Raw genomic sequence first — 13,162 nt, 5'->3', positions numbered from 1 at the left:
CACCGCCCCGGGCACCTCACCGGCGCGGCAGCCACGGCATTCGTGGGAGACGCCGCCTGATCGATCACCCGGAACTAGTGACATACCGCGCGGTATGTGCGCAGAATCAGCGCAACCCTTATGACTACCGCGCAGGCAATGTCGCCCCGGGAGGACGCCGTGCTGAGCACGATGCAGGACGTACCGCTGCTGATTTCGAGGATCGTGACCCACGGGGCACGCGTCCACGGGACGTCGCAGGTGACCACCTGGACCGGTGAGGGCGCACCGCAGCGCCGCTCCTACGCCGAGATCGGCGACCGGACGGCGCAGCTCGCGCACGCGCTCCGCGAGGACCTCGGCATCACGGGCGACGACCGCGTGGCGACGCTGATGTGGAACAACGCCGAGCACGTCGAGGCGTACTTCGCGATCCCGTCCATGGGCGCGGTGCTGCACACGCTGAACCTCCGCCTGCCCGCGGAGCAGCTGGTCTTCATCGTCAACCACGCCGCCGACCGCGTGATCATCGCCAACGGCTCGCTGCTCCCGCTCCTCGCGCCGCTCCTCCCCCAGCTGCCGACGGTCGAGCACATCGTGGTCTCCGGCCCCGGCGACCGCTCCCTGCTCTCGGGCACGAGCGCGCAGGTGCACGAGTACGAGGAGCTGCTCGAGGGCAAGCCGACCGACTACGACTGGCCCGAGCTGGACGAGCGCACGGCCGCCGCCATGTGCTACACCTCCGGGACCACCGGCGACCCCAAGGGCGTCGTCTACTCGCACCGGTCGATCTACCTGCACTCCATGCAGGTCTGCATGGCCCAGTCGATGGGTCTCACCGACGAGGACACCTCCCTCGTCGTGGTCCCGCAGTTCCACGTCAACGCCTGGGGCCTGCCGCACGCCACGTTCATGACCGGCGTCAACATGCTGATGCCGGACCGCTTCCTCCAGCCGGCCCCGCTCGCCGAGATGATCGAGAGCGAGCGACCGACGCACGCCGCGGCCGTCCCCACCATCTGGCAGGGGCTGCTCGCCGAACTGCACGCCAAGCCGCGGGACGTCAGCTCCCTGACGCAGGTCACCATCGGCGGATCGGCCTGTCCGCCCTCGCTCATGGAGGCCTTCGACGAGCTGGGCATGCGGGTCTGCCACGCCTGGGGCATGACGGAGACCTCCCCGCTGGGCACGGTGGCGCGTCCGCCGGCCCATGTCGTCGGCACGGACGAGGAGTTCGCCTACCGCCTGACCCAGGGGCGCTTCCCGGCCGGCGTCGAGGCACGCCTCACCGGCCCCGGCGGCGAACGGCTCCCCTGGGACGGCGAGTCCGCGGGCGAACTGGAGGTGCGCGGGCCGTGGATCGCGGGCGCGTACTACGGCGGACAGGGCGCCGAGGTGCTGCGCCCCGCCGACAAGTTCAGCGAGGACGGCTGGCTCAAGACCGGTGACGTCGGCACGATCAGCTCCGACGGCTTCCTGACCCTCACCGACCGGGCCAAGGACGTCATCAAGTCGGGCGGCGAGTGGATCTCCTCGGTCGACCTGGAGAACGCCCTCATGTCCCACCCCGACGTCGCCGAGGCCGCCGTGGTCGCCGTGCCGGACGAGAAGTGGGGCGAACGCCCGCTCGCCACGGTCGTGCTGAAGGAGGGATCCACCGCCGACTTCTCCACCCTGCGGGCGTTCCTCGCCGACGAGGGCAAGATCGCGAAGTGGCAGCTCCCGGAGCGCTGGACGATCATCGAGGCGGTGCCGAAGACGAGCGTCGGCAAGTTCGACAAGAAGGTCCTCCGCAGGAAGTACGCGGCGGGAGACCTGGACGTCACACAGCTCTGACGGTCACGGCGGACCTTCTCCGCCGGCCGGCACGACGACATCGGGCGGGACCTGCGGGACCGGGGCGCTGTTTCACGTGAAACAGCGCCCCAACCCGTGTGTCCCGGTGCTCAGTTCGTGCCGATGCGGGCCAGCAGGTCCACGATCCGGTCCTGCACCTCGGCGCTGGTCGACCGCTCGGCGAGGAACAGCACCGTCTCCCCCGCGGCCAGCCGCGGAAGCTCGGTCTGGTCGACGGCCGCGGTGTAGACGACGAGCGGCGTGCGGTTCAACTGCCCGTTCGCCCGCAGCCAGTCCACGATTCCGGCCCGCCGGCGCCGTACCTGCATCAGGTCCATCACCACGAGGTTCGGCCGCATCTGCGCCGCCAGCGTCACCGCGTCCTCGTCGGACGCGGCCCGCGCGACCTGCATCCCGCGCCGCTCCAGCGTCGCGGTGAGCGCCAGCGCGATCTCCCCGTGCTCCTCGATGAGCAGCACACGCGGCGGGTGCTGCTCCGAGTCGCGTGGGGCGAGCGCCTTCAGCAGGACGGCCGGGTCGGCTCCGTACGCAGCCTCGCGCGTCGCCTGCCCGAGTCCCGCCGTCACCAGGACGGGCACCTCGGCGGCGACGGCCGCCTGACGCAGCGACTGGAGCGCGGTGCGGGTGATCGGACCGGTGAGCGGGTCCACGAACAGCGCGGCCGGGAAGGCGGCGATCTGCGCGTCGACCTCCTCGCGCGAGTGCACGATGACGGGACGGTAGCCGCGGTCGCTGAGCGCTTGCTGGGTCGTCACGTCGGGCGCCGGCCACACGAGCAGCCGCCGAGGGTTGTCCAGCGGCTCCGGGGGCAGCTCGTCGTCCATGGGCCGAGGCTGCGGCTGGTCGGCCACCTCGACGGCGCCACCGGGCCCGTCGAGCGGCTCGGGCCCCTCGTCGGCGTCCCGGTCCGGGGCTCCTATGGCGTACGAGCGGCCGGCTCCCTCGGTGCCTCCGGCGGGACGGGACTGGCCGGTGTGCGGGTGCGGACGGGCCCCGGTCTCCGGGCGCTCCACGGCGGGCTCGGGACGCGTGCCGAGCTTGCGGCGACGTCCCGAACCGTTGGTCTGGTGCGGGGGAGGCGTGGGCGTCTGCGACCCGGGCTGCGCCGGGAGCTGCTGGGGGACCGGCTGGGCCGGTGCGGCCTGGCGGCTGAACGGCACGCCCTGCCCGAGCGTCCGCACGCTGAAGGCGCGCCCCTGCGTCGAGTTCGGGTCGACCGGCGCCGCGGCCTCGGCGGGCAGCGGCTGGGCGGCCCGGGGTCCGACGGGACGCTCGGGCGGCAGCGGAGTGCCCGAGGCGGGTGTCGGTGACGCCGGTGCCTGGGCGTCCGCGGGCACGGGGTGACCGGCGCCGGACGTGTCGTCGGACGCGGGCCACGGCCGGGGCGGCTCGGGTACGGCGCCCTGCGCGGGCACGCCGGCGGCCGCCGTACCGCCCGGCCAGGCCGGCGGAGCGCCGCCTCCGGCGTCCGGGTCCACTCCCTCGGACCACGCCTGCGGAGCGACGGGCGACCCGGAGGACGGGCCCGGAGCGTTCTGCGCCGCACCGGGCACGGCCTGGGCCGCGACGCCGGGGGCGGGCGTGGCACCGGCCGCCGGAGCGGTCCGGTCGGGGACCGGCTGACCGGGAGGCGTCGGTGCGGGGCCGCCGTACGGCGGGACGGGCTGTCCGGGCACGGCCGCGCCGGGCACGCCCTGCGCCGGTACCGGCTGCCCGGGACCCACCGCGCCCGGTCCGGCGACGCCCTGCTCGGGAACCGACTGGCCGGCCGCGACCGGACCGAGGGCCCGGCGTCCGGCGGGTGCCGGTCCGGTGCCCTGGCGCGCGGGAACGGGCCCGGCGACCGACTGCTCCGGCACACCCGCAGCCGGTACGGGACCGGGCACGGCCTGCGCGGGCACCGCCTGCGCCGGTACGCCCGGCGTGGCGGTCCGGCCCTCCGCCGGCACGCCCTGCCCGGGGATCTGCGCGGGCACGCCCTGGGCCGGGACGCCCTGCGCGGCCGGGGCCGGCGCCTCCGCCGGGGCACGCCGGGCGCGTCGGCGTCCAGTCGGGGCGGTCGCCGGATGCGGCTGCGGCGGGGTGTGGTCGTCGGCCGGGTCGTGCGCCATCACGTCGTGACGGTTCTCGTCCGCCAGGACGCCGGGAACTGCGGGAGTACCGGGCTCGTAGGCGCCGCCCTGCGGGGAAGGGACCTCGGCCGCCGTGTCCCCGGGTGAGCGGTCGGCGTCGGCGGGCGGCAGCGCGAACACCGTGCGGGCGCCCGCCTCCTGCGCCGCGGCACGCTCCGCCGCCGCGGCCAGGGCACGCCTGCGGCGACCGGTCGGCTGGGCGTCGGGGGCCTCGGACGCGGCACCGGCGTCCCCGGGCGTGCTCTGGGCCGCGGGCAGCGCCGGCGGCAGCGCGTGCTGCTCGGTGTCCCGGCGCGCGCGTCGCCCGGACGGGGCGGGCACGCCCTGCGGCGGCACGGTGCCGCCGAGTCCCGTACCCACGGCGGCCTGGCCGGCGGAGTGCTCGCCTGCCATGAGGACCGCGCCCTCGGCGACGCCCCCGGCGTCACCCTCGACCGGGCTCGGCCGCCCGCGCCGCCGCCCCGTGCCGCCGGGCGCCCCGGCCTTCGCTTCCTCGTCCTCGGGTCCCTGCGCCGGGACGGCGGCCTCGGCCGGTGCCGCGGCCTCTTCCGAGCGGCGCCTGCGCCGACCGGTGGGCTGCGCGGCGCCCGGGTCCTGGGCCACCGGCTCGGAGACGGTGCCCGCCCCCGTGTCGGGAGCGGTCTCCGCGCCGTCCAGGAAGGAGTCGACGGAGGACCGCCGGGCCCTCCGCCGTCCGCTCCCCTGCTGTGCCTGCTGCGTCTGCTGTGTCTCGTGTGTCTGCTGTGCGGCCTGCTCGGGCAGCGCGATCTCGGTCCCCGGCACCGATCCCGCCGCGACCGCTCCCGCGCCCCCGCCGATCGGCACTTCGAGGACGTACGCGCTGCCGCTCATCCCCGGCACCTCGTGCGTCTGGAGCACCCCGCCGTGCGCCCGCACGATGCCCCGGACGATCGGCTCGTGCACGGGGTCTCCCCCGGAGTACGGGCCGCGCACCTCGATGCGGACGACCTCGCCGCGCTGCGCCGCCGCCACGACGACCGTGTTGTCCAGATAACCGCCCGCCGACACCGGCGCGTTGCCGGTCGCGTCGACTCCCGCCACGTCGGCGACGAGATGCGCGAGCGCGGTGGCGAGCCGCTCGGGGTCCACCTCGGCCTCGATGGGCGGCGCGTGCACGGCGAACTGCACCCGGCCGGGGCCGATCAGCTCGACCGCGCCGTCGACACCGGCCGCGACGACCGCGTCGAGCATGACGTTGGTCCGGGTGATCCCCTCGGCGCCGGCGTCCAGCCGCTGGTAGCTCAGCACGCTGTCCACCAGGGTGGTGATCCGCGAGTAGCCCGCCGCGAGGTGGTGGAGCACCTGGTTGGCCTCGGGCCACAGCTGCCCGGCGTCGTCGGCGGCGAGCTTCGAGAGCTCACCGCGCAGCTGGTCGAGCGGCCCGCGCAGCGAGGTGCCGAGCACGGCGAGCAGCTGCTCGTGCCGGGCGGCGAGCGCCTCGAAGCGGTCCTTCTCGCGCTCGGCGAGCGCCGCGTACCGGTCGTCGCCGGCGGCGAGGTCCTCGGCGTGCTGCTCGCGCAGCTCGTCGAGCTCGGTCGTGTGCCGCTCGCGCAGCCGCTCCAGCTCCTCGGCGTGCTCGCCGGTGATCCGTTCGAGCTCCTCGCCGTGGCGGGCGGCCTCGGCCTCCTTCTCCTCGGCCAGCGCGTCGTAGGGCCGCCGGTCGGTGAACGTCATCACGGCGCCGACGAGCTGGTCCCCGTCGCGCACCGGCGCGGTCGTGAGGTCGACCGAGACCTTGGCGCCGGACTTGGACCACACGACCTGCCCGCGCACCCGGTGCTTGCGCCCGGAGCGCAGGGTGTCGGCGAGCGGCGACTCGGGGTACGGGAAGGGCTCGCCGTCGGCGCGCGAGTGGAGGATCAGCGCGTGCAGGTCCTGGCCGCCGAGGTCGCTGGCCCGGTAGCCGAGTATCTGGGCGGCGGCGGGGTTGACGAGGACGACCCGTCCGTCGGTGTCGGTGCCCACCACGCCCTCGGACGCGGCCCGCAGGATCATCTCGGTCTGGCGTTGCGAACGCGCGAGTTCGGCCTCGGTGTCGACGGTGCCCGACAGGTCGCGCACGACCAGCATGAGCAGTTCGTCGCCGGTGTAGCCGTAGCCGTCGTAGGCCTGCTGGCCGTTCTCCAGATTCGCACTGGTGACCTCGACCGGGAACTCGCTCCCGTCGGTCCGCCGCGCGACCATCCGGGTCGGCTTGGTGCGCCCGCTCTGGTCCATGGACTCGGGCCGCCGCATGGAGCCCGGGATCAGGCGCGAGTCGAACTGCGGCAGCAGATCGAGGAGCCCCCGGCCCACCAGAGCCGTGCCCGGGGCCTCGAAGGCCTCCAGGGCGATGGTGTTGGCGTTGACGACGGTCCCGTTGGCGTTGACCAGCACCAACGCATCGGGGAGCGCGTCCAGTATGGCTGCGAGGCGAGCAGCGCCTCGGGATGGCCTGCTGCTCACGAGACGCTTCCTCCCTGTTACCGCACCTTGCTGACCGCGAGGGCCATCTTGCCAACCGTCCCGCAGCGTGTCACGCGAGGGAGTCTACGGGCAGAGGTTGCGCTCGCGATGCCGGATGAGAGGGAGGTCGCACGCAGAAGACACGCAGAAGCTGTGACCGCGCATTTCACCCCTCCGGGCCATGACTTGGACATCCCCCCGCCGGGAGCCGACAGCGGGCCCCGGGGGGACGGGCGGGGCCGCTGCTACCCGCGCACGTCGGGCAGCAGCGGTACGAGCGCGTTCCACCGCCCGATCTGGCAGCCGTCCCCCCGGTCGTACCTCGCGTCGACGGGGCGTCCGGCCCAGGTGCCGGTGACGTGCGCGGTCGCCGGGCCGCCGTACTGCATGGTGCAGAGCGTGCCCTCCGGGACGGAGGCGAAGGGGTCCTTGCCCCAGCGGGTGCCGTGTTCGAGCTTCTCGCAGGCGCCGCGCACGTCGGGATGGGTGCCGCCGTCCGGGTGGCAGTCCAGCTCGTACCTGCCGTCGGCGGCGCCCGCGTGGTCGACGGTGACGACGAGGTGGTCGCCCTGGTCCGCCGCGGCCGGGGGCGGCGGCATGAAGGGGAGCGACAGCGGGTCGGACAGCGGTACGGGTGCGGCGTGCGCGGCGACGGGGGCGGCGGACAGCGCGGCGGCGGAGGCGGCCGCGGCGAGGGCGAGCCGGCGCAGGGTGACCCGGGACATGACAGGACTCATGACGGGACTAACGCCTCACGGCCCGCGTGGTTGCGCCGCGCGACAAGGCTTTGCCCTGCGGCCTGAGTGCCTAGTACCGTGGGGGGCGATTGGTGACACCCCGCTCGGCTGTGTCATCATCTGCACGCACCATTCGCGCTCGCGCGGTGGTTGTGCTGGAGGCGTCGCCTAGTCCGGTCTATGGCGCCGCACTGCTAATGCGGTTTGGGCCTTAAAGCCCATCGAGGGTTCAAATCCCTCCGCCTCCGCGCTCGATCCCGAAGCCCCGGTCGTCACGACCGGGGCTTCGGTCGTTCCCGAGCTCCCGGACGTCCTACGGCTCCGCCCCCGGATCACCCCCGATCCGGGCATTTCCGCAGGTCAGGTCGGGTGCGACAAACGGATTTCGCCTCACGGCGCCAGTCATGTAATGTTGTTCCCGCAACGCCGACCGGGCCGAAAAGCCCGGGAGGAAGAGCACCACAACAGAACACACAGGCACTCGTAGCTTAACGGATAGAGCATCTGACTACGGATCAGAAGGTTGCAGGTTCGAATCCTGCCGAGTGCACACAGGTAAGAGGCCCCGGAGAGATCCGGGGCCTCTTGCGTTTCATGGGCGTACAGCAGCGAAGTACAGCAACCGCGTCAACCGGTGCCGCCCATCGCGTCCGACAGCTTGCCGATCGCGTCCCGCACCTCTTCCTCGCTCGCTTCGGCGTAGACCTCCATCGTCATGGCGATCTGCGAGTGCCGCAGGATGCGTTGTGCCACCTTCGGGTGCACCTTCAGTGCCACCAGGAGCGAGCTGCACGTGTGCCGAGTGTTCCTGAGCGGGATCACTCGCAGGCCGGCGCGACGAGCCCGCAGGGCGAACATCCGAGTCATGTTGCCCGGCTCGATCGGGGTGCCGTACTTCGTCGTGAAGACCAGATCATGACTGTTCTGCCAGAGTTCCCCCGCAGCCTTCCGGTCCACGATCTGCTGAGCACGCCGCATCCGCAGCGCCTTGAGACAGAGTGCCGGCAAGGGAAGGAAGTCGTCGGAGTCCTCGGTCTTGGTCTCACGGTGGAGGATCTGCCGCCCGGCGCGCTGGATCTGGTGATCCACGTACAGCTCGCCCCGCTCGAAGTCGACGGACCTCCACGTCAGGCCCAAGACCTCACCGCGACGCAGACCGAGGCTGAGGACCAGGACCCAGGCTGCGAAGAGGTGATCCTCCCGCGCGGCGGCATCAGTAAGGAACTGGCCCGCCTCAGCGACCGACCAGGGCTTGATACGGCGGCGCCGTGGCTTGGGCACCTTCACCAGAGAGGCCACGTTCTTGCTGATCTCCTCCTCAGTGACCGCGTGCGTGAGGGCGGCCCGCAAAGCGTCCCGAGCGGCCTGGATCACGCCTCGCAACACTCGCCGACCGCGCAACACTTCTGGCGGGAGGGCTCGCGCCTCGAGTCCTTCCCCTGAGCACAGCACTGGCAGACGCCTGCCAACTTGGTAAGCCACTCGCGGACATCGCGGACCGTCAGCCGGTCGAGCCGCTTCGCCCCCAGGTGGGGAACGATGTAGAGCCGCACGGAACCCTCGTACGAGACGTACGACAGAGGAGCCAGGTTCGGCTTGACCACAGAGTCGAGCCAGTACGAGAGGAACGCGGCAACCGACCGGTGACGCGTGGCCACAGGACCCCGCTTGGCCTCTGCGTGGAGTGCGAGCCACTTCTCGTGGACCTCTTCACGGGTCTTGCCGTAGGCGTACTTACGAGCCCTCTTGCCGTCCGGCTTGGTCACCCAGACATAGGCCGCGTACCCGTTCTTGTACGGGTAGATGGAGCCCTCACCGTTGCCGCGCTTGCCGCTCACGCCGCCTCCTCAGCCTGCGAGACGACACGCGCCACGTACTCATCCACCCAGGCCGGAAGAATGCGCCGGTTGCGGCCGACCTTGACCGACCGGATCTCCCCGGTCAGTACGAGCATCTTGGTCTTGGACAGGCCGAAGTCGAGCATCTCGGCAACTTCCGCTGTGGTGTACCACTTGCGCGTGATCACAGCCGTGGTCATGTAGCAGCTCCTTCCAGGTCGAGCAGGGCGGGTAGTTCCTCGCGGGCGATCTCGCGGTTGTGCTGGATGTCGCGGCGGATGTTGGCGGCGAGCCAGGATTCGCCGGGGGTGTAGCCGTGGCCGGCGTAGGTCCAGTGCGCGAGCACGAGGGTGGTCGCCTCGGGCTTCTCGTCGGGGTCGGGCAGGCCGAGGGCTTCGCGTTGTTGGGCTGCGCGGTAGTCGGCACGGGCCTGGCGGAGGGCGCCGAGGGTGGTGGAGTAGCGGCGGGATTTGGTGGAGAAGTGGCCGCGGAAGCCGAGCATGTGGGCCCATTCCCGCAACTTGCGGTCCGGGTAGAGGGCGTGGAGGTCGAGGCAGGCTTCGATGAGCCGGCGGGGATGCTCGGGCACGTCGAGGAGCACGAGGGCTTCCTTGTTGCCGATCCGGCGGTCGACGGTGCCGGTCGTCTCGGCGGCTTTCGTCGCGTACTTGGCTACGTAGGACGCCACGGCCAGTTCGGTGATCTCTTCGCCCTGGCCGAAGGCGCCGATGGGCTGGACGTCGAGCTGTGTGCCCCAGCGCAGGGTGCGGGCCGGCTCGTCACCGGCGGGCGGCACGTCGACCGCGACGCGGGCAGCAGCAGCGCGGATCGAGTCCGAGAGCAGGGCCAGGGTTGCCCAGGCCGGGGGCGGGGTGTCGGGTCCCTGGGGTCCGTCGAATCGGATCACGGCATGGAAGTGCACGGCGCCGCGCTTTTGGTACTCGGCGACCTTGCCGAAGGACAGCCGGGACTGTTCCCGGGCGGCTTTCTGGGTGAGGCCAGCGCGCTTTGCGATCTCGCGGCGGAGGTAGATCGTGAAGTAGCGCCACAGGTCGGATGCGTGGTTGTTCCAGAGCACGGCGCCTGCGTAGTCGTAGCGGTCAGGGTCGAGCGGGGTGCCGAGTTCCGGCGCATCCTCACCGTGGCGGGTGCCGCAGCGGCAGGGCCGGGTGTCGGGTCGGTTGTGGACGGGGCCGAAGCTCGGGGCGGTGAGGGTGGCGAACACGCGCGGGTGGTCGCGGATGGTGTGCGGGGTGCCCTTGTCGGGGTCTCCCGTGAGTCCTGCGCGGATCAGGTGGTAGGTGTCGCCGGCGTAGGTCCAGGCGCACGAGGGGCAGCGCGAGGCGCGACGGTTGCCGCACGCGATACGCAGGGTGCCGCCGGGCTCGGTCTCGGTCGTGTAAGCGTGTAGGACGGTCTTGGTGGTGGGGTCGATGGTCTTGGTTCCGCCGGTGAGGCGGATGGGGTCGGAGCAGCCGCCGGTGCGGCGGATCTGGTCTTGCCAGCGTTCGAAGTCGGCGGAGCCGGCCACCCTCAGCACGTCGCTGAAGGTGGCCGCGTCCAGGCCCGCCGGGGTGGCGGCGATGGTCACACCAACACCTCCTGGCGGGCGGTCAGGAAGGCGGTTCCGATCCAGCGCGTGTAGGCGGGCGGGATGGCTTCGGTGAGTTCTTCGTGGACGTCGGTCCAGGTGATGCCCATCGCGGCTTGCATCTCGGGCACGGTGGCCTTGCCGCCGCCCTTGCCGTACGCGGCGACATACGGCCCGTCGCGGCGGACGCCGTGGCGGTGCCCGCGTACATAGCCGTCGTGCTTGACGTGCACGGGTTTGGCCGTGGACCAGTTCCCCAGTTCGAAGTTCCGGTGTCGGAAGACTCTGAGCCCGAACATCACGCCGCACAGCGAGACGTCCTTACGGATCTTCGCGCGGCCGTTGGGCTGCTCGATGACGTAGGGCAAGCCGGTCTTGTCGAGGAGTGCGCGGGTCGGGGCCACGAGGTCTTCGTGGGTGCCGCCCCAGCCCTGGGAGTGGTTGGTGCCCACGGTCAGGGCACAGCCGGCCTGGCAGGGCGGGGACGCGTGCACGAGGGCATAGCGCTCGATGTCGCCCGAGGCGATGAGGCAGGCGAGATATTCGAGTGCGTCGCCCCGGTGGTAGGCGAAGGGGTAGCGGGGTCGGTCGGCGATGTCGCAGCCGTCGACCGCGTACCCGGCGAGGTGGTAGCCCATGGCGGCTCCACCGGCGCAGGAGAACAGGTCCAGTACCCGCCGGCCGCCGCTGTGGTCGTAGTGCTGGCTGGAGGTCCAGTTCAGGAGTCCCACCGCCGTCACCTCCCGGTCCGGGCGAGGACGGCCGGGTGGTTGTGGCCGGTGCCCTGGCAGGCGCGGCAGACGACGCGGAGCAGGACGCGGGTGCCGTCCGTGTGGCGGGTGCCGGTGGTGATGGCGACGACGGGGAAGCCGTCGCAGTCCCGGCAGACGGGCAGGTTCGGGGCGTGCTGAGGCATGATGAGGAAGCCCTTTCGGGTCGGAAGATCTGGAAGAGGTGCAGCCGTCCGGGGCGGCGGATACTTGGCGGTTGAGGCCGCCCCGGAGGGCATCACTTGCGGTTGCGGCTCCGGACAGGTCGGGAGCGGACCGGGTGCTTGCGTGGCGAGCGGGAGCGCCGGCGGGTGCCCGCGCGGGATAACTCCCGTTTCTTGCTGCGGTTGATCGTGTAGCTGAGCCCGCCGGTGGCCGACAGGACCGCGACGGCGGCACCGGCCACGACCTGGGCGACGAAGGCGACCACCAGAAGCACCGCGATCGTTCCGGCGGCGATCACCAGAGCGAGGATGATCGGGCCCTTGTAGGACCGCGGGGCTTCCTGGACGATCACGACCTTGCGCAGATCGGCACCGGGCGGGATCTGCCGGTACAGGTCGGCGGGTATGTGGCCGGCGCGCATCTGGTCTTCGGGGATCTGCACGGATCAGCCCTCCTCAGGTGGTGCAGCGGTGGGTGCGGGCGGCGAGTTCGGCGGCCGAGCGGTTGCCGTGCTCGGTGGAGAATCCGCAGTTCGGGGCGGTGCACGCGGCGGTGTGCTTGGTCTGGCCGCGTCCGTTGTTGAAGGTGCCGACCTTGACGGGGCCGATGCGGATCACGTCGTAGAAGCGGTTCGGGCGCACGGGATCTACCTCCTTGTCTGTCAGGCGAGTTGGGCGACGATCGCGCCGGCGAGGTCATCGGTAACCCCGAGTCGGGCGCGCAGGGTGGCGGTGTCGATGTCCGTACCGGTGCGGGTGCGGTGCTCGGTCGCGATCTTCCGGGCGTGATCCACCAAGGCCGGCGGCACGTTCACCGCAGCCGCTTTCGGCAGCGCAGGCACCGGGGCGGGCTCGGGGATCTCGGGAGCCGGCTCGGGTGCCTCGGGGCGCTCCACGACGGGCCCCGGCACCGGTCGGGGGCCAGGCTCCGGGACGGGCACGGGGCGGGCGGGTGTGTGGGCGAGGAGGGTGCCGCCGAGGAAGGCCAGCGCGGGCCAGCCGGCCACGAGGATGCGTAGCCAGTCCGGTACGTGTTCCAGGTCCAGGAGCCCGGCAGTGGCGATGTTCGCGCCGAGCGAGGCGACCAGGGCGACCAAGAACCAGAGCCAGGCCAGGGCGGAGCGTTCGGTGCGTAGCCGGCGCCACACGGCGACGAGCAGCAGGTCTACGGAGATGGGGTAGGCCCAGGCTTTCCAGCCGTCTTGTCCGGCAGCGGCGGCGAGGTCGTGTAGGTGGGCGAAGGACAGCGCACCGGCAATCACGGCCTGGACGAGTACGGCGTCGGGGCGGATCGAGCGGAACACGGATCTTCACCTCCTTCGTGGGGGTCAGGTCGGGGCGGGGCGGGGAAGCGTGTCCGGCCGCCCGGCCCTGGCGGGTTCAGTCGTTGGCGGGTGCTTCGCCGGAGCCCCAGCAGGTGAGGCACACGGCGGCTCTGCCGGTGGTCGGTGGCGCGGCCCTTGCGGGCACCGACGCGCACGGTTTCGGTGGTCTCGCCTTTGCCGTCGCAGTCCGGGCACTTCACCGTCTGCGGCTTGGCGGTCTTGCGTGCCATGAGCGGTCTCCCTTTCGGTTTTCGGCATGGCCGGGTAGGGACCTGGCGCGAGAGGGTCACGCCGACCGGGGTT

General features: G+C 72.3%; 10 protein-coding genes, 2 tRNA genes and 1 pseudogene. 3 read left to right on the top strand and 10 right to left on the bottom strand.

Translation table 11 applies throughout. The annotated features are described in order from the left end of the window. The first annotated feature begins 138 nt into the window (after positions 1 to 138). Positions 139 to 1,815, top strand: coding sequence for a long-chain fatty acid--CoA ligase (locus ACZ4VA_RS32655; RefSeq protein ID WP_452918911.1), 1,677 nt, complete (start codon positions 139 to 141; stop codon positions 1,813 to 1,815). A 110-nt stretch (positions 1,816 to 1,925) separates the two neighbouring features. On the opposite strand, the gene ACZ4VA_RS32650 is transcribed toward ACZ4VA_RS32655, so the two are convergent. Next, the gene (locus tag ACZ4VA_RS32650; protein ID WP_388904852.1) at positions 1,926 to 6,434 is read right to left on the bottom strand and encodes a PAS domain-containing protein; all 4,509 of its coding nucleotides are present in this window, start codon (positions 6,432 to 6,434) and stop codon (positions 1,926 to 1,928) included. A gap of 245 nt (positions 6,435 to 6,679) precedes the next feature. After that, positions 6,680 to 7,171, bottom strand: coding sequence for an SSI family serine proteinase inhibitor (locus ACZ4VA_RS32645; RefSeq protein ID WP_468083588.1), 492 nt, complete (start codon positions 7,169 to 7,171; stop codon positions 6,680 to 6,682). A 157-nt stretch (positions 7,172 to 7,328) separates the two neighbouring features. Here ACZ4VA_RS32645 and ACZ4VA_RS32640 point away from each other — a divergent pair. Both ACZ4VA_RS32640 and ACZ4VA_RS32635 read left to right on the top strand, forming a co-directional pair. Beyond that, positions 7,329 to 7,419, top strand: a tRNA-Ser gene (locus tag ACZ4VA_RS32640). Positions 7,420 to 7,648: 229 nt separating this feature from the next. Then, positions 7,649 to 7,721, top strand: a tRNA-Arg gene (locus tag ACZ4VA_RS32635). A gap of 77 nt (positions 7,722 to 7,798) precedes the next feature. Here the strand turns inward: ACZ4VA_RS32635 and ACZ4VA_RS32630 are convergent. From ACZ4VA_RS32630 to ACZ4VA_RS32595, 8 genes and pseudogenes are all read right to left on the bottom strand, one after another. Beyond that, positions 7,799 to 9,009 (bottom strand): annotated as a pseudogene (locus ACZ4VA_RS32630) (site-specific integrase). Next, positions 9,006 to 9,209 (bottom strand): helix-turn-helix domain-containing protein, encoded by a 204-nt coding sequence (locus ACZ4VA_RS32625; protein ID WP_070388538.1) that lies wholly within the window; start codon positions 9,207 to 9,209, stop codon positions 9,006 to 9,008. The pseudogene ACZ4VA_RS32630 and the gene ACZ4VA_RS32625 overlap by 4 nt, the downstream one beginning before the upstream one ends. Beyond that, the gene (gene repSA / locus ACZ4VA_RS32620) at positions 9,206 to 10,600 is read right to left on the bottom strand and encodes a replication initiator protein RepSA (protein WP_468083585.1); all 1,395 of its coding nucleotides are present in this window, start codon (positions 10,598 to 10,600) and stop codon (positions 9,206 to 9,208) included. Before repSA ends, ACZ4VA_RS32625 begins: the two co-directional genes overlap by 4 nt. Continuing rightward, complete coding sequence (locus tag ACZ4VA_RS32615; RefSeq protein ID WP_468083689.1) at positions 10,597 to 11,238, bottom strand: DNA methylase; 642 nt, start codon at positions 11,236 to 11,238, stop codon at positions 10,597 to 10,599. The genes repSA and ACZ4VA_RS32615 overlap by 4 nt, the downstream gene beginning before the upstream one ends. A 98-nt stretch (positions 11,239 to 11,336) precedes the next feature. Next, positions 11,337 to 11,516, bottom strand: coding sequence for a hypothetical protein (locus tag ACZ4VA_RS32610; protein ID WP_468083583.1), 180 nt, complete (start codon positions 11,514 to 11,516; stop codon positions 11,337 to 11,339). 92 nt (positions 11,517 to 11,608) lie between these two features. Beyond that, positions 11,609 to 11,977, bottom strand: a complete 369-nt coding sequence (locus tag ACZ4VA_RS32605) for a hypothetical protein (protein ID WP_468083581.1) — start codon at positions 11,975 to 11,977, stop codon at positions 11,609 to 11,611. Between the two features lie 13 nt (positions 11,978 to 11,990). Beyond that, positions 11,991 to 12,176: a mobile element transfer protein gene (locus ACZ4VA_RS32600; protein ID WP_468083579.1), complete on the bottom strand. Its 186-nt coding sequence runs from the start codon at positions 12,174 to 12,176 to the stop codon at positions 11,991 to 11,993. Between the two features lie 20 nt (positions 12,177 to 12,196). Continuing rightward, positions 12,197 to 12,838, bottom strand: coding sequence for a DUF2637 domain-containing protein (locus ACZ4VA_RS32595; protein WP_468083577.1), 642 nt, complete (start codon positions 12,836 to 12,838; stop codon positions 12,197 to 12,199). Positions 12,839 to 13,162 lie beyond the last annotated feature (324 nt).

The sequence above is a fragment of the Streptomyces sp. NPDC028308 genome, assembly GCF_055565855.1.
Note: the sequence above shows the minus strand (reverse complement) of the source record. Positions and strands in the feature narration are given on the sequence as shown.